Here is a 20,316-nt window from a genome sequence, read left to right as displayed (position 1 = left end):
GCTGCCGACAGCGCCCCGGTTCCGCAACCCACCTCCAGCCAGTCCAGCCCCTCTGCCGGATCGAGCCAATCCAGGAACAGTGGAGCGATCTGGCGGCTCCATCGCCCCATATAGAGCTCGTAGCTATCCCCGGCCTGCCAGGCGTCGTGGCGCGTCGCCCCAGCCATCGCCATCTCCTCCCCGAGATAATTTCAGAGCATTGGTCGGCAGCAAGAATACGCCCGCCGCAATCCAAGGAACAGAGGCACAGGAGTGCGACTTGAGCTCGAAATGCATAATCAGAGGGGTCAGACGCTGGACCTCTCCGGTCCCGAGGAAATCGCCTGCCGCGGCAGGCGATCGGTCGGCTGGTTTCGTGCGGCTCTTTGGGCCGCTCGCCGACTATCGCCGCGTTGCCGTTCTGGGAAATTCCACCACGTCTGCGGGCGGGCGCTTGTACTGGGCTGCAACAATCGCATCGATCAGAATATCCAGAGCCGCACGAGCCGTGCTGCTCGTCTCGTCATCGCCGCGCAAATAGTGGCAGGCTCGTTCAAGATGGAGGTGGGCGGCGGCAAAGTCGCTAGTCATGGATTCTCCTTTTGCCCGCCGTTCGAAAAGGATGGCCATCTCGACTTACCCAAAGGCAAATATCCACAGGTGGATTTGAATCAAATTTGGCCGGTTAACCAGATCTTCAGCAACTCGAGGCGACCTTGCTGCGCGGACACATGTTGAGCTCCGCCTCAGGCAACAGACCCGCTCCGGAGACCGGGGCGGGTTTTTGCTTGAATGGTGCCTCGGGTCGGAGCCGACATCTGCAATTGGCGCAGACTGGCTTCAGTTTGGGGGACAGAAGAGGATGCCGAACTGCTTATCCAACGCTCAGTGTGATGAGGGTCACGGCAATCGCATACCTCGGAGCCACTCCAGCACCTTGGTCTCCGCCTCGCTCGCATCCTCACCCAGGACCGCGACGCCATCCAGAATGGTGGCATCCGGGCATAATTCTTCGATATCCCGCCGCGACCGCCCCCGGCCGCTCCACAATGTAGGTCACGAACGGCGCAATGATCTTGCCCGACAGATCATGGCTGGACAGGAAGCTGCGGACGGGCGGCGTCAGCCTCACGTTCCAAAGCGGCGAGCCGATGAAGATGAGGTCATACTCAGCCGGATTGTCGACCGGTGTCAGCAATGGCGGCTTGTAATCGGACCGTTGCTGCGCGGCATTTCGTGCGACAAGCGCGTCATAATCGTCCGGATAGGGCTCCACTGTCCGGATCTCCACCAGGTCGCCGCCAACCAGCCCATGGATCTGGGTGGCGACAGTCCTGGTGTGGCCAGAGCGCGAATAGTAGAGGGTTAGAACCCTTCGCCCCGCAATGCCCGGTATGGTGCGCATCGGGCCCGATATGCGCATGGCGGTCGTCGGCGCACCGTCCTATTTCGCCAGGCGCAAGCCACCAAAGACACCGCAGGATCTGACGGCGCACGACTGCATCAATCTGCGGCTGCCGACCTATGGCGGGCTCTACGCCTGGGAGTTCGAGAAAAACGGGCGCGAGCTCAAAGTGCGGGTGGAAGGGCAGTTTGTCTTCAACACCTCTGCGCTCAGGCTGAACGCGGTGCTGGCCGCGTTTGGGCTGGCGTACCTGCCCGAGGATCAGGCGCGGGCTCACATTGCGGAAGGGCGCCTTGTCCGTGTGCTCGCCGACTGGTGCCCGCCCTTCTCGGGCTGTCACCTCTACTATCCGAGCCGAAGGCAGAACTCGCCGGCCTTTGCCGTGCTGGTCGACGCGCTGCGCTATCGCGGCTGAGCTGAGGTACCTTCATACACCGAAGCGGTCTGCTGCAAAGGATGCGAGGCGGTCAGGGTCGCCGCGTCCGGCAATCAGGTCGGCGACCATGCGGGCCGTGATTGGCGCCAGAGTGAGGCCGAGATGACCATGACCGAAGGCATGGATCACCCTGGGGCTGCCACGCGACGGACCGATGACCGGCCGTGAATCGGGCAGCGACGGCCGGAACCCGAGCCATTCGGATGAAGGCCGACCGAGTTGGGGAAAGAACTGCCTGACGCCGCGATCAAGCAGCGCCAGTCGGCGCGGATTTGCCGGCGCTGCAAGCCCGTCGAGCTCGACTGTTCCGGCGACACGCAGCCGGCCGGTCATCGGCGTCATATAGAAGCCGAGATCGACAGGGCAGACCGGACGACCGAGCAAAGGCGTTTCGGTCGGGAATTCGAGATGATAACCGCGCTCGGTTTCGAGCGGGATCCTGTCGCCGACCTGCATGGCCAACACCCGCGATTGCGCGCCCGCGGCGATCACCACCGTGTTTGCCTTGACGCGAAGGCCGGAACCGCTGAGCCTGACACCGTCCGCCTCGACCCGCAGCCCGGTTATAGCAGCCTGCGCCACCGACACGCCGCGAGCGGTCGCGGCATCGAGCAGCCGCCGCATCAGTGTCTTGGGATCGGTGACATTCATGGAGTCCGGGAAATACAAACCGCTGGCCCCGATCGGAGGCAAGGCGGTCTCCAGCGCTGACACCTCTTCCGGCGTCAGAACGTCTTGATGGACGCCAAATCCCGCGCGCAGCGCCCTGCCCCCAGCGGCCTTGGCAAAATCGCTTTCGCGACGATAAAGATAGAGACAGCCGTTGCGGCGCAGCAGGTCGGCCACATCGCCCTCTTTCACCATCTCCTCCCAGGCCGGCAGGGCCTCGGCCAGAAGGCCGGCGAGCGCCAGCGCATTGGCACGGGTGGCCGCCGGAAGCGACTGCCGCACGAAGCGGACCAGCCAGGGCGCAAGTTGGAAAAACGCTGTCCAGCGCAATGCGAAAGGGCTGGCCGGATCGAAAAGCAGTTTTGGCAGCTGGCGCAGCAGGGCCGGATTGCCAACCGGCATGCAGGCATATTCGGCGAGCGTTCCGGCGTTGCCGAACGAGGCGCCGGAGCCAGGCTCATTGGGGTCGATGAGCAGCACCTCGCGCCCCTCGGCCGCAAGCCGAAGTGCCGTTGCCAAACCGACAATGCCGGCGCCGACTATGGCGACTTCAGTCGTTTCAGATATTGCCACCGCCGTATCTTCTTGTTTGACCATGATCTTTTCCGAAAACTGGTTCCCACTCTTCGAGATCACGGTCTAGACAAAGCCAGGCAATTGCAGATGCCCGGCCGCGAGCAGTTCAGCCATTGTGTTCAGGGCCGTGCGCAGATCGTCGAGTGAGCGCGCGGCGCCGACATTGATGCGCACGCCGTGCTGCACCGGCTCGCGCCCAACCGCGAAGGCATCGCCGGGGAGGACGGCAACGCCACGTTCCAGGCAGGTGCGGGCGAAACCCGCGCCCCGCCACGGCTCGGGAAGGCGCAGCCAGGCATGGGTCGAGGTGGCATGGCTCTGGACATCGTAGCGGCCGAGGATCTCGCTCAGCACCGCCTGGCGCTGGCGCAGCTCCTGCTTCTGGGCGTCGATGATACGCGCCGCCGCGCCCTCCTCTATCAGCCGCGCGCCGATCAGCGCCGTCAGAGGACTGATGCTCCAGCAGTTGATGCGCAAAGCCGCTGCGACCTGGCCGGCTATGGCGCGTGGCGCGATCACAAAACCGAGGCGCAGTCCTGGGGCAAGGCATTTCGACAGGGCGCCGACGTGAACCGTCAATTCGGGCTCGAGGCTGGCAAGTGACGGCGGCGGATTGTCCGCCAGCGGCCGGTAGACGTCGTCCTCGATGATGAGGACGTTGTGGCGCCGGGCGACAGCCGCCAGCTCGCGCCGGCGCTCCTCGCCCAGTGTGATGGTGGTCGGGTTGTGCAGCGTCGGCACCAGGAAGACCGCGCGCGGGCGGAGCTGCGCGCAGGCCGCCTCGAACGCGTCGGCCCGCATGCCGCCACGGTCCATGGCAACGCCTCTGAGGTCTAACCCATGCACCCGGCACAGTGCATTGATGCCCTGATAGGTCACTTCGTCGGCGAGCACGAGCTCGCCCTGTCTGGTCACCGCGCCAAGCACGCAATCCAGCCCATGCTGGGCGCCCGCCGCCAGCACCACCCGGCCGGGATCGCCATCGCCGGCCACCGGCCGCATCCATTCGGCGATTGCTTCTCTCGCCCACAGCGGCCCCTCGGGTGGGTGATAGTCCTGAAGCGTGGCGTAGTGCCGGTCCTTGGCCAGGCGCGGCAACAGCAGTGCCAGGGCATCGAGATAGGCCGAGGTTGCGGGCCGGTTGACGGAAAGGTCGATGACGCCGGTGTCGTCGCTCGGCGCCGACACGAAACCCGGCCTGTCGCCGGCGTCGCGGGCAGCGACCGTGGTGCCGCGTCCAGGACGCGCTTCGAGCAGTCCGCGCTGCTGCAGCGTCGAGAGCGCGCGCGTCACCGTGGTGACATTGATGCCAAGTGCGCGGGCAATCTCGCGCTGCGGCGGCAGCCGGTCTCCAACTGCAAGCGTGCCCGCCGTAATCCGTTCGGCAATAGCGTCAGCAAGGCGCCGGTAGACCGGGCCTTCATCCGAGGCGAGTTGCAGGTCCTGAAGCATGCGGATTGGCGGTTTCGGTGTGTTGACGCTCTGGCTACCGGCGCATCTAGCATAAGACAATGCTCCGGACAATAGCACTTGTCCGGTACATGTTTTCAAAATCTGGCAGAAAAATCTCACACAATCCCGACGAAAGCTGCTTGACGGGCAAACTTGTCTGCATCTATGGTTCTTTAGCGATTGATTGTGTGAGCATACAAGTTTGGTTTGCCGCCCTTGCGCGGCCAGCGTCAAGCGAGACCGACACATGGACGGCAAGCACCACCTCGTTTCGACAAGCGGCCTCGGCCGCCCAACGGATTCTCGCCAGTGATCGCCGAAGCGACAGCCCTGTCAGCCGGCAGCCCCGCTCCGGCACCGGACACCGATGCCGGCGGCCAAGGATTTGTCGAGTTCGTCGATGTCGAGAAATCCTATGACGGCCGCACATTCGCGGTGACACGGCTGAACCTCGGTGTCGCGCGCGGCGAGTTCCTGACGCTTCTCGGGCCTTCCGGCTCGGGCAAGACGACGACGCTCAACATGCTTGCCGGGTTCGAACGGCCGACCAGCGGCGTCATTACGCTTGAAGGCCGGTCGGTCGACAGGCTGCCGCCCTACGAACGCAACATCGGCATGGTGTTCCAGAACTACGCGCTGTTTCCGCACATGAGCGTCGAGGAGAACGTCGCCTTCCCGCTCTCGGTCCGCAAGATCACCAAGGTGGACGTTGCATCCCGCGTCGGCCGCGTGCTCGACATGGTGCGGCTGCGGCAGTTCGGCGACCGGCGGCCGGCACAGCTTTCCGGCGGCCAGCAGCAGCGTGTCGCGCTTGCCCGCGCACTGGTGTTCGAGCCGAGCCTGGTGCTGATGGACGAGCCGCTCGGCGCGCTCGACAAGAAGCTGCGCGAGCATATGCAGATCGAGATCAAGCAGCTGCACACGATGCTCGGCGTCACCATCGTCTATGTGACGCACGACCAGAGCGAGGCTCTGACCATGTCGGACCGCGTTGCCGTGTTCAACAATGGCGGGATTGCCCAACTCGGTTCGCCTGACGATCTCTACAACACGCCGCAGAGCTCGTTCGTCGCGAGCTTCATAGGCGAGAACAACACGCTGGAAGGCAAGGTCGAGCGCATCTTCGGCAAGGAGTGCCGCGTCGCGCTGGACGGCGGCGGTTCGGTAACCGCGCTGGCCATCGGCGTTGCGGAGGGCGCGGCCTGCCATGTCGCCATCCGCCCGGAGCGGCTGAAGCTTGCGCCCGCTTCGAACGGAGCAAATGCGTTAGCCGCCAAGGTCGATGGCCGCATCTACCTCGGCGACCACCAGCGCCTTCTGGCCAGGCTGGAAAACGGACAGGTGCTGACCGTCAAGGTCGGCCCCGAAGCGACCATGGGCGACGGGGAATCGGTCACGGTTTCCTGCACGCCCAACGACTGCCGTGCCTTTCCGGCCGATGCCGGAACGGGCGGTTCCATCTCGAAAACAGGGGAATAAGAACAATGAAAATCACAAGAGCCCGGCTGTTCGCCTTCGCCGCAGCCACAGCATTCATTACGTCAGGACATACCGCCTTCGCCGACGAACTTTCGATCATGGCCAGCGGCGGCGCCTGGCAGGATGCCCAGCGCAAGGCATGGTTCGAGCCGTTCAGCAAGGAGACCGGGATCAAGATCGTCGAGCAGGAATATCTTGGCGATCTCGGCAAGGTCAAAGCGATGGTCGACACCGGCAACGTGCCGATCGATCTGGTGACGGTCGAGACCGCGACCGTGCTGCAGGGTTGCGACGCGGGCATTCTCGAGCGGCTCGACTATTCCAAGATCGCCCCTCGCGAAAAATTCATCGAAGGCTCGGCACTCGACTGCGGCGTCGGCCTCGACGCCTATGGCGACATCCTTGCCTATGATCCCAACGTGCTGAAGGAGGCGCCGACTTCGGTCCTCGACATCTTCGACACGACCAAGTTTCCGGGCAAGCGCGCGATGCGCAAGTTCCCGGCGCAGAATTTGGAATGGGCGCTGATGGCCGATGGTGTCGCGCCGGCCGATGTCTACGAGGTGCTGGCAACCCCCGAAGGCGTCGACCGCGCTTTCAAGAAGCTCGACACGATCAAGAAAGATATCGTCTGGTGGGATGCCGGCGCACAACCGCCGCAGCTCCTCGCATCTAAGGAAGTGGTGATGACCACCGCCTGGAACGGCCGTATCCAGAACGCCATCGACAAGGACGGGGCGCCGTTCAAGATCGTCTGGAACAACCAAATCCTCGAATATGACATGATCGCCATTCCGAAGGGCGCCAAGAGCCCGGACTTAGCCTACAAGTACCTTGCCTATATCAGCCAGCCGGAAATCAACGCCAAGCTCGCCAGCTACATCACTTACGGGCCGGTGCGCACCGATGCGGCTTCCTTCGTCGCGCCGGACGCCTTGCCGAAATTGCCGAACGCACCTGACCACATGACCGCTTACCTGGTCGCCGATACCGAATTTTGGGGCGACTATGGCGAGGATCTGGTCAAGCGCTTCAACGCCTGGCTCGCGCAGTAGGGAAAATGTCGGCGCTTGAGCCCACGAAACTGGACCGGCCGCGGGCAAGCCGCGACTGGTCGGCCGCCGATTCCGGCACAGCAAAGTCGGTCGCGGCGGCGCTCCGCCGCGCCGATCTCGGCGACCGGCTGCGGTCGCTGGCGCTGGCGGCACCTTTGCTGGTGCTGCTGGCGCTGAGCTTCGGCATCCCGATCATCCTGCTTCTGTCGCGCGCCGTCTATGATCCGACGATTGCCAACGCCTTACCGCAGACCAGCCAGGCATTGCGCGGCTGGAACGGCACGGGACTGCCCGACGACGCTGCGTTCCTTGCTCTTGCCGCCGATCTCCGGAGCAATCAGGCCAAGGGCACCGCCTACGAACTCGCCAAGAGCCTCAACGCCCGCCTGCCCGGTGCACGCAGCCAGGTGCTCAAGACGGTGCGCCAACTGGAGGCCGCCGAGAGGCCGCCGCTGGAGGTGATGAAAGCGGTTCCGTTCTGGTCGGCGCCCAGCACCTGGCCGGTCATCGAGAGCGGCACCCATAGCGTGACGTCGTTCTACCTGCTGAGCGCGCTTGATCTGCGCTGGAATGCCGATGGCGGCATCGAAAGGGTGCCACCCGAACAGGCGATCTTCGTGCAGGTGTTCATGCGCACATTCTTCGTCGCCGCAGCGGTGACGCTGGCCACGCTGATACTGGGCTTCCCCCTCGCCTATCTCATCGCCTCCGTGCCCAAGGGCCTCGCCGCCATCCTCATCGTCGCGGTGCTGTTGCCGTTCTGGACGTCGATCCTGGTGCGAACTGCGGCCTGGACGGTGCTCCTGCAGAAATTCGGCCTGGTTAACGACCTGCTGCTGTGGCTCGGCGTTGCCGACGACCGGCTCGACCTGATGTACAGCCGCATCGGACTGATCATCGCCATGACCCACATCCAGCTGCCGTTCACGCTGCTGCCGATCTACAGCGTCATGCGCACCATCCAGCCCTCGCAGATGAAGGCTGCCTATTCGCTCGGCGCAAAACCTTTTACCGCGTTCCGCCGCGTCTACCTTCCACAGGTCTTTCCTGGCGTGATGGCCGGCTGTCTGCTCACCTTCATCCTTTGCCTCGGCTATTACATCACGCCGGCGCTGATCGGCGGCGCCAGCGACCAGCTGATCAGCAATTTCATCGCCAGCTACGTCAATGTCGAACTCAACTGGGAGATGGCGGCGGCGCTCAGCTTTATCCTGCTCGTCTTCACCCTGGCGCTGTTCGGCATCTTCGCCCGCATCCTCGGCCTCGACCGCCTCAAGCTGGTGTAGCCATGTTGCTGTCTCCCTATCCGACGACAGGCGAAAGAATCCGCATCACCCTGCTCTGGCTGTGGTGCGGCATGGTGATCCTATTCCTCCTCGTGCCGATCCTCATTCCCGTTCCCTTGTCGTTCAACAGCGGCGCCTTCTTCATCTTCCCGCTGGAGGGAATTTCGACGCGCTGGTACGAGGTCGTGCTTGGGACCCAGCGCTGGCAGGCAGCCATCGGCAACAGCCTGATCGTTGCGTTCGGAACGACGCTGATCGCAACGATACTCGGCACACTGACGGCTATTGCGCTTTCCGACGAAAAGTTTCCCGGCCGCCGCATTGTCATGCCGCTGCTGCTATCGCCACTGATCGTGCCGGTGGTGATCACCGCCGTCGGCTCATATCTGTTCTATGCCCGCGTCGGCCTCGCCAGCACCTATGCCGGCATCATCCTGGCGCATACCGCGCTCGCCAGTCCCTTCGTCGTCGTCACAGTGGGGGCGAGCCTCACCGGCTTCGACCGCAATCTGATGCGCGCCGCCGCCATCTCCGGAGCAAGGCCCATTACATCGTTCTTCAGGGTGATGCTGCCGCTGATCCTGCCCGGCGTGCTGTCAGGGGCCGCCTTTGCCTTCGTCACCTCGTTCGACGAGGTCGTCGTGGTGCAGTTCCTGGCAAGCGCCAATCAGCGCACCATGCCGCTCGAAATGTTCATTGGCCTACGCGAGAAGCTGAGCCCGGCAATCACCGCCGCCGCGACGTTGATGATGGCATTGTCGATCGTGCTGCTCGTCGTCGCCAATCTTCTGGCCCGCCGTGGCAAGCAGCGACCGCGCATCGACTAGGAATATCGTGCGGCGGTCGGCCAGAGCCTCTAGAGCGGTTCATCGTTTCACGGAAACGCCGAACCGCTCTATCTCTTTGTTTTGCGCAATTCCGGACGGAAAACCGTTTCACACTTTTCCTGGAATTGCTCTATAGGTCTGCCCGCGTCAGGCCGCCTTACGCTGGGATTTCCATGTCTCGTGGTGCTTGCCCCAGGCCGACATGACTGTCACCGCGTCGTTCAGGCTAAAGCCGAGCGGCGTGATCGAGTATTCCACGCGAGGCGGCACCTCATCATAGGCGCGCCGGCTGACTAGCCCGTCGGCTTCCATCTGCCGCAATTGCTGCGTGAGCATCTTCTCGCTGACGCCAGGCAATAACCGGCGCAGTTCGGCAAAGCGGTATGGCCGCAGGTGCAGTTCCCAAAGCAGCGAGGTTTTCCACTTTCCGCCGATGGCCTGCAGCGCGGCAGCAAAACCGCAGCTGTCTGGTTCCTTGCGCCTCATTTGGCAGCTCCTGTCATGATGGCGATAGCTTACCTCAAGGTGCGTACTTCTCAACGCGACAACAATTTATATCTTCGGATCGAGCGCGCCAAACATCAACCGGACCCTCGTCTAGAGGCCCATCGGGCTATCGGAGAAGCTATTATGAAATCAAATGTCTGCGTGCTCGGCGCGGGCCGAATGGGCTCGTCCATTGTTCGAGCGCTGCTCGACCGCGGCTACACAACATGGGTCTGGAATCGGACCGCGGCAAAATGCGACCCATTGGCGACCCTGGGCGCGAAGATCGCCCCCTCGGTGGAGGCTGGCATCCAGGCGGCCGACGTCGTGATCATCAATGTTCTCGATTATGCCGCCAGCGACGCTTTGCTGAAGCGGGACGGCTTCGCTTCGGCATTGGCGGGCAAAGCCGTCGTGCAACTCACCTCCGGCTCGCCGCGTCTGGCCCGGGAAGAAGCTCGCTGGGTGGAGGCGCATGGTGCCGGCTATCTGGACGGCGCGATCTTGGCCACTCCGGATTTTATCGGCAAACCAGAGACCGCACTGCTTTATTCGGGTTCCCGCGACGTTTACGAGACGCACAAGCCCCTGCTGTTCGCGCTCGGCGGCGGCACGAGTTATGTCGGCGAGCTGCCGGGCCAGGCTTCTGCACTTGATACCGCCCTGCTCACCCAGATGTGGGGCGGGCTCTTCGGAGCACTCCAGGGCATGGCCGTCGCCGAGGCCGAAGATCTCCACCTGGAGACGTTCAGGAGACATCTTTCCGCATTCAAGCCGGTTGTCGATGCCGCTCTGTTCGACGTGGTGGATCGAACAAATGCGCGCCGTTTTGCCGGCGACGACGCAACGCTGGCGTCCTTGGGCGCCCACTACAGCGCCTTCCGGCACCTGCTTGAGGCATGCGAGGAGCGCGGCCTAAACGCGGCTGTGCCGCGCGCCATGGACATGATCTTTCGGCAGGCGCTTTCGCGCGGCAGCATGGAAGATGATTTCGCATCTCTCGCACCCTGGTTTCGAAACGGCTCGCCGCGCCAGAGTGGAGAACCAGCGAATGCATAGCGGCAAGACGAGACGAACCGCGACCTGCTCGTGCCGGGGCGTGGAACTTGTCCTCGCCGGAGAGCCGCGGCGCGTCTATGCATGCAGTTGCCTGGAGTGCCAGCGATGCACCGGGGCGGCGTTCTCGTACCGGGCGATCTATGCCGACTCCGCGCTTGTCGGCCAGAGAGGTGAGACCAGATCCTGGCGCAGAACCGGCTCGTCGGGGCAATGGCTGGAGCAGACATTCTGCACCACGTGCGGGTCGGTGGTCTTCATGCGGGCAGAAGGGTTGAAGGATGCGCTGTCGGTATCGGTCGGCTGTCTGGAGGACCCGGAATTCCCCGCCCCGGCAAGGCTCCATTGGCCTGAGAGAAAGCATAAATGGCTTTGTTTGGAGGGCTTGCCCGAAGCAGCCGCCTCATGAGGAGCAGATTACCAGGCGCGATGCTTGATTTGCGGCAGAGCGGATAATTGCCGCTGGCGACTGCGATCCGCAGGCTCCTTTGCAACACTTTGCGCTCCTCGACGTTCCCCCAAGGCACGCTCCGAAGCTGATTGTCGCGGCAAGTTTTTTCGACTCCCGAAGGCTGGCCGAGGCTCCGATGGCGAATCCAATCACCGGAGTGAGGAAGCCGTGTCGGCTTCGCCCGATGGGCTGCGGAAAACCGGCCGGCCGATCATAGTCGCCTTTGGTCGCGTTGTGGTTGGGCCGGCCGAAGGAGGACGCAATGACGAAAGAGAGCAACAACACGCAGCAAGTTCTGCAGTGCATGACAACCGAGCACTTCGTGCTGCAGACCGCCCGCGCAGCCACGATTCAAGAAGCGAACCAGCGCGCCAATCTGTTCCTCACGTCGGTCTCAAGCGTAACGATCGCTCTGTCATTCGTCGCGCAAGTCACGGAAATGGGTATGCCCTTCGTGCTGTTCAGCCTGATCCTGCTGCCTTGCCTGTTCTTCATCGGTCTGGTCACCTTCGTGCGCGCCGTGCAGGTTGCGATCGAGGATATGGTGCACGCTCGTGGCATGGCGCGGATCCGGCACTATTACGTCGAACTCGCGCCGATCATGCAAAAGTACCTCATCCATTCCACGCATGATGACCGCTCGGCAGTGCTCGTCGACAAGGGCTTCAACCCGTTGCCCCTGCAGTATTTCATGACGACCGCAGGCATGGTGAGCACGATCAGCGGCGCGATCGCAGGCGTCTTTACGGGCATAATGGCAACATCGGTAATCGGCTCGGGGATGTCGCTCGGCGTGATTTCCGGAATTTTGGCTTTCGTTATTAGCATCTTGCTGCTGCGGCATTACCACGCCCGAGCCTGGGCGGCAGCCGAGCAGAAATTGACGACACTTTTCCCGGGCGCGCCCGGGAAATGACGTCACTTAAGCCCTGCCCGCCCCTGCGCCGGTTGCAGCTGCCCGCGGAAAGGCGCGGCCGCACCAGGCAGAAATCCTCGTCAGTCGAGCGAATCATGCTGGTAAAGCTCATCCATGCTGAGCGATGCCAGAGCGGCGAAAGGCGCCTGTTTTTTCACACGCCCGCCGCTCAGGATCACCACGTCATCGCAGAACGAGATGGTGCTGTGATGGTGGCTGATGACTATGGTCGTGCGGCGGCCTGCCCTCGATTTCAAGGTCTCGACGATTGCCGCTTCCGACAATCCGTCCACCGCATTGGTGGCTTCGTCCAGGATGAGGATATCGGGATCGCGCACCAGGGCCCTTGCCAGAGCGATCCGCTGCCGCTGTCCCGCTGAAAGATTGACGCCCCTGTAGCCGACGACCGTCTTGTAGCCTTGCGGCAGATGTTCAATGAATTCATGCGCTTCGGCCAGCCTTGCGGCGCGTTCGGCATCGCCGGCCGAGGCCGCGTCCTGCCCGTAGATTATGTTGTCGAAGATGGTGCCATCCACCAGTTCCAGGTCCTGGCTGGCAAGTGCGATATGCCTCCGCCATTGGCTGGGATCGATCTGGTCGAGGGGTGATCCATCGACGAGAATTCTGCCGATATCCGGCTCGACAAAGCGGCACAGGAGATTGACGATCGTCGTCTTACCCGCGCCTGACCGGCCGATGAGCGCCGTCGAGCGGCCGCTGCGGATTTCGAAAGCCGCCGAATGCAGTACCACGGCGCGCTGGTCCTTGCCGGAATAGGTAAAGGTCACGTCATCGAATTTGATGCCCTGGCCCAAGCCGCGAAAGGGTCCGCTGCCTTGTGGAGGTTCGGGCTTGTCGGATGGGTCCAGCATCCAGACCACCTCTTCAAGCGATCCGCTCAAGCCCTGCAATTGGCTCCAGGCCATTTGCAAGGCCCGCATATACGGCTGCAGCCTGTAGAGCAGGATGACGAACGCGACGATCAGCGGGAAACTCACGCCCACGAACCAGGCGCCGATCACCACGGCCAGAAACAGCATCGCGTGGAGAACCTCGGTCAGCGGCGGCAACGCGCCTTGGCGAGTAAGCAGGACGAAAGCGGCCCGGCGAACCGCGTCCGACGCCTGATCGAATGTCGCCTTCTCGCGGCTCTCCTGTCCGAAAATGCGGATCAGGCGCCCGGCATGCACGAGGTGGAGCATCTGTGAGGCGAGATCGCTGTTGCGCGAGGCGACGCTGCGGCTGGGCGCCTTCAAATTGGCTGACAGCACAGCGTGCGCGATCTGAACGAGGACCAGTCCCAGCGTGACCAACAGCGTCATCTGCCAGGAAAGCAGGAGCAGAAAGACCAGCAGGATGATTGCAGCCGAGGCGTTGACGATCGCCGCCAGCATGATCTGGATCGCATCCGATGCCCGCCAGGATTCGTTGGATATGATGTTGAGCAGCCGTCCGGGACTTTGCTGCAGGAAGAATGGGTAACCCACCCTCAGCAGTTGCTCCGACAGCGCGCTTCGGATCGAATGACTTGCCTTGCCATAGATGAAAGTCGTCAGCAGCGTGTTTGCGAAGGCGAAGACGTTCTTCAGGACGATCGAGCCGAGGATCGCGGCCGAGATGACGATCAACCGGTGGCCCTCGCCCAAATCAGATCCGAAGTGCTGGAACACGGCAGAAAAGCCGGCCATTCCGGCTTGATCGCCCTTGCCCATGATGATGCCTAGCAACGGGATGATCAACCCGATGCCGAAGCCTTCGAGGGCCGCGCTGACAAGGCCGAGAAGCACCACGGCGGGAAGCAGGCGCAACTGCTTGCTTCCAAGCGCGCGGCGCAGCATCGGCAGGCTCGGCGGTACCAGTCGCATTATGGCGTATTCACCCTCGCCTCGGCATTTGCCTGTTGATCCTGTGCTTGTTGATCTTGCCGCACTTGCGGCGCCTCTGGCCATCTCGCCAGCAAAAGCACCGCGAACTTGGCTGCGCCGAGCATATTCATGGCGACGATCGGCCAGTGCGACAGCTTGAGTTCGCAATCGAACGCAGGACCCTTCACCAATTCCCGGAAAGCCGATCTGACTGCCCAGTAGAAATGGCGAAGCAGCCAGGGCGCATGGCGAACATGTTTCAGGCACAGCCCACCATTGCCCATGCTGTAGTCGCGGTGGAGCTTGTCGATGGCTTTGCGATCTCGCCGACCGTGATGGTGGAAGATCGTCATATCAGGCACATATTCGACCGGGATACCGAGCAGCACCGCTCGCACAAGGTAATCCGTATCCTCCGCGGAGCGCAGCGGGCCGCCTGCGCCGAACCGCTCGTCGAATAGCCCGATACGGGCCGCAACATCGCGGTGCATCGTCATGTTGCAGCCGAGCACAAAGCCGCCGGGATGAACATCCGATGTAAGCCGCTCGCGGACCAGAGACCGCTTGATCGTGAACGGCAGATCCCTGGCATCGCCGATCTCGACGCGGCCTCCCCGCACGACCCGTTCCCCGGTCGCATAGTGTCGCTGCAAATCGCGCAGATACTCGCCATGAACCTGGCAATCATCATCGACGAAGACCAGCACACGGCCCCGTGCGCGCGCCAGACCGGCGTTGCGGGCCGCCGCCAATCCGGGTCGTGGCTCGCAAATAATCTTCAATGGAATGTCCGACAGTTCGGCGATGCTGGCCAGGCGCTCTGCCGTGCGGTCGGTCGAGCCGTTGTCGACAACCACGAGTTCGGCCGCGAAGGCAGGATGGGCACGGCACGCAGCCTGGATCGACTTGATGCAGGGCTCAAGCACCGCAACGCGATTGCGCGTGCAGACGATGAAGCTGACCTCGGGCGCTGGTCCAGGCTGCGACTTGACCGAAATAGGCACAGGCATCGTCGCGCGGTTGTGCTGCAGAAACTGGTGGGATTTGACTGCCATTCTAGCTCAACCCAAGGGAAGGCAGAACCGCTGCGGCCGGCACGGACTGCAAGTACCGCGACAAGGCGTCGATCTGCCTGGTCGCCGACATCGAGACCAGACTGAACCGCGGCGCGTAGGCGCCGGCGCGCAATGCGTACCGCTCGCGACGCCGAATGAGGTCCCATTTCGCAGTCCTCGTCAGGAACTCGTGCGTCAACAGCGGTTGCATCTCATCGCCTACGAGTTGGTAGAGGAAATAGAACAGGTTCAGCGTGCCGGCCTCATAGCTAGGCCTCGTTTCCGCTGGCAGCCCGGCAATCCTATGTTCCAGCGCAAGGATCCAATCAGCGGCTCGGCGTACCGTATCCGTCGAGACAGCATCGCCGATGTCGCGGAGGTCCCGCGTCTTTGGCGCGAGACCTTCCCGTTCAAGGGTCTCGGCCACGATCTTCAAATGCGTCCGTCGCATCTCCCTCTTATGCTTGTTCGTCACGCTGTCGCCATGGATGCGATAGGCAATCAGGTTTTCGGGGATCATTGCGGCCGGGTAACGGTCGGTAAGCCGTCTGAATAGATCGAAATCTTCGGCGTGCCTGTAGCTCTCGTCGTAATATAGATCGTCGCCATTTATGACGTTCCTATTATAAACCACTGTAGGATGCATGAATATCGTGAAGAACCTTGACAATATCCGAAGGAGATTTTCCTGGAGCGCTGGATCAGGTAGGCCTTTCACGATGCGGTTGCCAAGCAGGAAATCGACGCCTGCGCCACACAGAGCAAGGTCGGGCCGCTGGTTGAAGAGCGCTACCTGACGCGACAGGCGCCAGGGATAGGCGATGTCATCAGCATCCATCCTGGCGACCAGATCGCCCCGAGCCACAGACAGCCCTTCATTCAGAGTTGCGATGAGGCCGCGGTTTTCGCGTGAGATGATGGAGATGCGATCGTCGGTCTGGCGGCACTTCTGCAGGATCTGCAGGGAATTGTCCGTCGATCCATCATCGATCGCGATGATCTCCAGGCGATCGTAATCCTGCCGCAGGATGCTGCCGAGCGCGGCAGCCAGATAAGGTCCGGCATTATAGATCGGCAGCAGAACGGTTACCAAAGGAGCGGCCATGGTCAGCTCCCATCCGTTCGCGGGAGGTCGCGTACCAGGGATGCTTTGCGGCCATCGAGCGGGCCACTGAAACCGGCTCCTGCTGTCCTCCCGAGCCACCCGACATCCTTTGTTTTGATGCCTGCTGGGATGACGGCGCCGGCTCTTGGCGCAACATAGGGAAAGTGGCGCTTGAGGCTGTTGAGCGGCTTTTCGAAAAACAGCCATGAGACTGAAGCCACGATCAGGGTCGCCGTTCCCGCAACCAGGAACCGCCCCGGCCCTTGCTCCGAAACGTTGAGCGGGATCCAAGGCTGGGACATGACGGCGAGCGACAGGACGATCGGGTGGTACAGGTAAACGCCATAGCTGACGCGTCCAAGCGCCAGCAGCGGCGGCAGTTCGAGGAGCCTGCCCCGGTAACCGCCAAGGCCGGACGAGCAGCTCGCAACGACCACCACAAGCGGCGCGAGAGGCAGGACTTCCAGCAGCAGCCAGCGGCCCCATTCCTGCACGGGATTTGCCGGCGTCGGCGCAAGCCACTGCAAGACGAAAAACGCGGCCGCGAGGGCCGGCCAGCCACGTCGCAGCCACTGCGGCAAGCCGGCGGTTCTGGTTCGGTAGACTGCAAGCAGCGCGCCTGACGCCAGCGCGTCCATCGATGCCGGCGGAAGCAGGTCGCGGGCGAGGTCGGGACTTCCAGCGATCGGCCAGTAAAAGCGATACGACAACGACAGCAGGATGACGCCGATGCATATCGATTGAAGACGCCGGAGAGGCGCCAGCAAGACGATCAATGGCCAGACGATATAGAACTGCTCCTCGATGCTCAGGCTCCAAAGATGGGCAAGCACCCAAGGCGTCCATTCGTTGCGCAGCGCGAACCAAAAATTCGACAGATAAAGCGCATGCCAGACCAGCGATCCCCTCGACTGCTCAAGGTCGACCAGCCAAACGAAACCCAACACGGCAAAGTAGGGAGGGAATATGCGCAGCGCCCGCCTGATGTAGAAGGATTTGAGTGCGGGCGCGGTTTCGAACTCAGCGGCCGAGCGCGCATCCAGAAGAAGGCGCGTGATCAGAAACCCGCTCAGCACGAAGAACAATCGCACGCCGATGTGGCCCCAGAATGAAGACCCTCCCGCCGCAAAGAAATGCGAATACATCACCATCGTCACCGCGATGGCCCTCAGCGAGTCCAATTGCGTGTCGCGTCTCATCGGCCGCGTCCGCCAGTTGGATGTCTCCGCTGAGATTGCCGCCGCCGCACGCGTTCGCCGCGGCCCACTTTGCGGATGACGGCGCAACATGGCTGATCGTTTTTGCTCGAAGCGCAGCGTCTTGCGCGGGCTCCCGAGGTTCGGGCGGGGCGACCAAATAGCTCTCCGCCATCCCCCGCCAGTGGGCCTACCAAATTGCAGATTGCGTCAACACCACGCTTCACCGGGCCTCCAGCGAGAATTGCCAAGGATAGTCTCTTCACGCAATCGAATGCCCCGGGGCGACGATAGGAAAAAAATGCTGCGCCGCAACACAAAATGTTAACGTGTTTGAAATAGTCGCGTGAGGCGCGGCTTGCGAAATGCGCGAAAACCGCCTGAATTCGCCCTTTTTTGGCACTTTTGCGTCCGAATCTCGACTACCCGGCAATCGACATGGACGCAATCGCATTGCGGTGCAGCATGATCGATTGCTAAACAAGAAGGAATCTGGGTCCTTCACAGATTGACCCAGCAAAGCATAAAGCTCCTATCCTTGGCGATGGACGCATCGCACACTCTGCTTGTACCGCTACTCCTTGAGGAGCAGCTCCGAGCAGTGAAGAAGCGGCGTCGCCACAGGGCGTTCTCGATCGCCGGAGCGCGCAAATCACACGGCGCGCTGACGGCGTTGGAAGAGGCAGGCTTCGCGGTTGGCAGAGGGATCCGCCAAGCACCTGAGCGCCGATCAGCTGTGGAGTCTCATGGCGAGCGGCAGCCTCGCAGCCGCCGGCCAGTAGGAGGCGTGTTGAAGCGGGATCCGCTCCGCGGCACCCATGCAAGCGCGAGCTTCCAGTCCCCCGAGTGACGTTACGCTTCCTTGCTCGCATTCGCGAGCGTCACTGTGCGCCGCTCCGGGAGCCCCATTCCGACGAGTGCGCCGGCGAGCGAGAGCAGAGCGGAGGCGCCGATTGCTGACGTGAAGCCATCGCTAAAGGCATCGGTGGACACGAAGTTTCCAGTCCCGGCGAACACCGCGCCGGCGATAGCGATCCCTGACACGCCGCCGAGGAAGCGGAAGGTGTTGAACGTGCCGGCAGCCTTGCCGACTTCCGGCCGCGCAACCGCATTCAGGACCGCATTCTGCGCGGCAGGCATAGCCATCGAAACGCCGGCGCCGGCAATGACCAGTGGCGCAACTAACTGGATGTAGGGCAAATCAGATGCTGCGATCAGCCCCAGCCAAGCCAGTCCAACCGCCTGCAGGATCAATCCGACCACGACAAGCCATCGCTCGCCAACGCGGTTGATGAGGCTACCGGAGATCGGTGCGACGATGAAAAGCGTGGCGGTCCAGGGCAGCAACCCCATACCGGCGCCGAGCGGGCCGCGGCTCTGGGCAAACTGCAGAAACTGCGGCAACAAGAACACGACACCATACATCGCGGCACAAAGTAGGAAGTTTGCGCCGACGCCCGAGGAGAATGCATGCGCCCGAAAGAACCGCAAAGGCAGCATGGGCTCACGGGTACGCAGCTGCCAAAGGACGAATGCGATGGCGAGAAGCAGCCCGGCAGTCAACGCCATTAGCACTTCAGAGCTGCCCCACCCCGCGACGTTGCCGCGCATGAGAGCCCAGACCACGCCAAATGCCGCCCCCGTTACCAGCACGACGCCAAGGACATCGATTGCTGTGCCTGGCCCATAACTCTCCGGAATCCGACGCAGCACCAGCGGGATAAGAACGATGCCGACCGGGACATTGAGCCAGAAGATCCAGTGCCAAGAGAGGCCCTCGGAGATCGCGCCGCCCGCCATCGGACCAATGATGAGGGCCAGGCCCGTGATGCTGCTGAAGATACCCAGCGCCCTGCCTCGCTCCTCCGGCGGGAAAGCGACACTCAGCAGCGCCATTGCCAGCGGCATGACCATTGCGGCACCCGCGCCCTGAACAGCACGGGCAGCAATCAGCATTCCGGCATTTCCGGCGAGCGCGCAGGCGACCGACGCTGCGACGAACAGCGCCAATCCGGCGATGAGCGTGCGGCGGCGGCCGAACCGGTCACCGAGCGCAGCTCCGGTCATGAGCAGGACAGCAAAACTCAAATTGTAGGCGTTCATCGTCCATTGCAGCGTCTCCAGGGAGGCATCGAACTCAAGCCGCATCGTACTCAATGCGGTCGCGACGACCATCGCGTCGAGAACGACCATCAAAGAGCCTATCGACGTGAGGGCAAGAACCCAGACCTTCGTTGATCCTAGACTTTGCTTGCTCATGACTATCGTGCCTCCGGCTTGAACAAAGGGCCCGGTAGGTTCGCGGGCCCACGACCCAGAGACGTGCGGGGACCACCAAAGGATTCCAACTAAAGAAAGTTTTTTTGACCGAATCCTTTTGCCATCGTCGAGCGTCTATAAGACGCTGCGCCTGATGCCGGGCGCGCGTGAGCCTAGGGAGATACGCATGAAATCGATCCTTGTGCGATGACCGGATCCGCAACCGGCACGCCTGAAGGACGGGAGCCATTTGACCGGCTGCTCGGTGAATTGCGGCCGAAACTGCACCGCTATTGTGCCCGCATGACCGGTTCGGTGATCGATGCCGAAGATGTCGTCCAGGAAGCTACGGTCAAGGCGCTCGAAGCGTTCCCCGGGACCGGGCCGATAGCCAATGTCGAGGGCTGGCTGTTCCGCATCGCGCACAATGCAGCGCTCGACCATCTACGCCGTCGTGCCAGGTTGGATGCCGCGCATGTCGTTGAGGATATCGACATGGTGCCTGACCCCGGCACGTCGGCGGACGATCGACACACCGCAGCCGCAAGCCTGCAGACCTTCATGCGCCTGCCCGCGGCGCAGCGTAGCAGCGTCATCCTTATGGATGTGCTCGGCTACACGACCGAAGAAATCGGCAACATTATCGACAGCAGCGTTCCGGCAGTGAAAGCCGCGCTCCATCGCGGCCGTCTGCGCCTGCGCGAAGTCGTCGGCCGTGAAGAATTCGGAAGCCGCTGATATTCCATAGGAATCGCCCGATTTG

The 20,316-nt window shown here is 62.4% G+C and carries 17 protein-coding genes and 2 pseudogenes; 9 read left to right on the top strand and 10 right to left on the bottom strand.

From position 1 onward, the window contains the following. Nucleotides 1-381 precede the first annotated feature (381 nt). Complete coding sequence (locus E5W87_RS20610) at nt 382-570, bottom strand: hypothetical protein (RefSeq protein ID WP_292401503.1); 189 nt, start codon at nt 568-570, stop codon at nt 382-384. A 370-nt stretch (nt 571-940) separates the two neighbouring features. Beyond that, complete coding sequence (locus E5W87_RS20605) at nt 941-1,384, bottom strand: flavodoxin (protein WP_292401495.1); 444 nt, start codon at nt 1,382-1,384, stop codon at nt 941-943. Here E5W87_RS20605 and E5W87_RS20600 point away from each other — a divergent pair. Continuing rightward, nucleotides 1,377-1,799 (top strand): annotated as a pseudogene (locus E5W87_RS20600) (LysR substrate-binding domain-containing protein); the annotation flags it as partial. The gene E5W87_RS20605 and the pseudogene E5W87_RS20600 overlap by 8 nt on opposite strands. Nucleotides 1,800-1,811: 12 nt before the next feature. Here E5W87_RS20600 and E5W87_RS20595 read toward each other — a convergent pair. Both E5W87_RS20595 and E5W87_RS20590 read right to left on the bottom strand, forming a co-directional pair. Then, complete coding sequence (locus tag E5W87_RS20595; protein WP_292401492.1) at nt 1,812-3,086, bottom strand: FAD-binding oxidoreductase; 1,275 nt, start codon at nt 3,084-3,086, stop codon at nt 1,812-1,814. 42 nt (nt 3,087-3,128) lie between these two features. Then, nucleotides 3,129-4,517 carry a PLP-dependent aminotransferase family protein gene (locus E5W87_RS20590; protein ID WP_292401489.1) on the bottom strand — a complete coding sequence of 463 codons (1,389 nt, stop codon included), beginning with the start codon at nt 4,515-4,517 and terminating at the stop codon, nt 3,129-3,131. 309 nt (nt 4,518-4,826) lie between these two features. Between E5W87_RS20590 and E5W87_RS20585 the strand changes: the two genes are divergently transcribed. From E5W87_RS20585 to E5W87_RS20570, 4 genes are read left to right on the top strand one after another with little or no spacing between them, the layout of a single operon-like run. Beyond that, on the top strand, nt 4,827-5,996 hold the full coding sequence (locus E5W87_RS20585) for an ABC transporter ATP-binding protein (protein ID WP_292401486.1): 1,170 nt from the start codon (nt 4,827-4,829) through the stop codon (nt 5,994-5,996). A 5-nt stretch (nt 5,997-6,001) separates the two neighbouring features. Beyond that, entirely contained in the window at nt 6,002-7,051 is a 1,050-nt protein-coding gene (locus tag E5W87_RS20580) for an ABC transporter substrate-binding protein (RefSeq protein WP_292401483.1), read from the top strand. Nucleotides 7,052-7,056: 5 nt separating this feature from the next. Continuing rightward, on the top strand, nt 7,057-8,337 hold the full coding sequence (locus E5W87_RS20575) for an ABC transporter permease (RefSeq protein WP_292401481.1): 1,281 nt from the start codon (nt 7,057-7,059) through the stop codon (nt 8,335-8,337). A gap of 2 nt (nt 8,338-8,339) precedes the next feature. Beyond that, nucleotides 8,340-9,164, top strand: a complete 825-nt coding sequence (locus E5W87_RS20570) for an ABC transporter permease (RefSeq protein ID WP_292401477.1) — start codon at nt 8,340-8,342, stop codon at nt 9,162-9,164. Nucleotides 9,165-9,311: 147 nt separating this feature from the next. On the opposite strand, the gene E5W87_RS20565 is transcribed toward E5W87_RS20570, so the two are convergent. Then, complete coding sequence (locus E5W87_RS20565; protein WP_292401474.1) at nt 9,312-9,650, bottom strand: helix-turn-helix domain-containing protein; 339 nt, start codon at nt 9,648-9,650, stop codon at nt 9,312-9,314. A gap of 15 nt (nt 9,651-9,665) precedes the next feature. On the opposite strand from E5W87_RS20565, the gene E5W87_RS20560 reads away from it, so the two are divergent. The 3 genes from E5W87_RS20560 (at nt 9,666) to E5W87_RS20550 (ending at nt 12,073) form a co-directional block, all read left to right on the top strand. After that, nucleotides 9,666-10,709, top strand: a complete 1,044-nt coding sequence (locus E5W87_RS20560) for an NAD(P)-binding domain-containing protein (RefSeq protein ID WP_292401472.1) — start codon at nt 9,666-9,668, stop codon at nt 10,707-10,709. After that, on the top strand, nt 10,636-11,115 hold the full coding sequence (locus E5W87_RS20555) for a GFA family protein (RefSeq protein WP_367118846.1): 480 nt from the start codon (nt 10,636-10,638) through the stop codon (nt 11,113-11,115). Before E5W87_RS20560 ends, E5W87_RS20555 begins: the two co-directional genes overlap by 74 nt. A gap of 304 nt (nt 11,116-11,419) precedes the next feature. After that, entirely contained in the window at nt 11,420-12,073 is a 654-nt protein-coding gene (locus E5W87_RS20550; protein WP_292401468.1) for a hypothetical protein, read from the top strand. Nucleotides 12,074-12,153: 80 nt separating this feature from the next. Here E5W87_RS20550 and E5W87_RS20545 read toward each other — a convergent pair whose 3' ends face one another. The 5 genes from E5W87_RS20545 to E5W87_RS20525 all read right to left on the bottom strand — a co-directional run bounded on the left by E5W87_RS20545 (nt 12,154) and on the right by E5W87_RS20525 (nt 19,553). Further along, nucleotides 12,154-13,941: an ABC transporter ATP-binding protein gene (locus E5W87_RS20545; protein ID WP_292401501.1), complete on the bottom strand. Its 1,788-nt coding sequence runs from the start codon at nt 13,939-13,941 to the stop codon at nt 12,154-12,156. Beyond that, complete coding sequence (locus tag E5W87_RS20540) at nt 13,938-14,948, bottom strand: glycosyltransferase (RefSeq protein ID WP_292401498.1); 1,011 nt, start codon at nt 14,946-14,948, stop codon at nt 13,938-13,940. Before E5W87_RS20540 ends, E5W87_RS20545 begins: the two co-directional genes overlap by 4 nt. 46 nt (nt 14,949-14,994) lie before the next feature. Continuing rightward, nucleotides 14,995-16,098, bottom strand: a complete 1,104-nt coding sequence (locus tag E5W87_RS20535) for a glycosyltransferase (RefSeq protein WP_292401465.1) — start codon at nt 16,096-16,098, stop codon at nt 14,995-14,997. A 2-nt stretch (nt 16,099-16,100) separates the two neighbouring features. Beyond that, complete coding sequence (locus tag E5W87_RS20530; RefSeq protein ID WP_292401463.1) at nt 16,101-17,297, bottom strand: acyltransferase; 1,197 nt, start codon at nt 17,295-17,297, stop codon at nt 16,101-16,103. 849 nt (nt 17,298-18,146) lie between these two features. Beyond that, nucleotides 18,147-19,553: an MFS transporter gene (locus E5W87_RS20525; RefSeq protein ID WP_292401460.1), complete on the bottom strand. Its 1,407-nt coding sequence runs from the start codon at nt 19,551-19,553 to the stop codon at nt 18,147-18,149. Nucleotides 19,554-19,760: 207 nt separating this feature from the next. Here E5W87_RS20525 and E5W87_RS20520 point away from each other — a divergent pair. Beyond that, a pseudogene (locus E5W87_RS20520) lies at nt 19,761-20,258 on the top strand (RNA polymerase sigma factor); the annotation flags it as partial. Between the last annotated feature and the right edge of the window lie 58 nt (nt 20,259-20,316).

The organism is Mesorhizobium sp. (genome assembly GCF_004962925.1).
Classification (GTDB): domain Bacteria; phylum Pseudomonadota; class Alphaproteobacteria; order Rhizobiales; family Rhizobiaceae; genus Mesorhizobium.
This window is presented reverse-complemented; position numbering and strand designations above follow the sequence as displayed.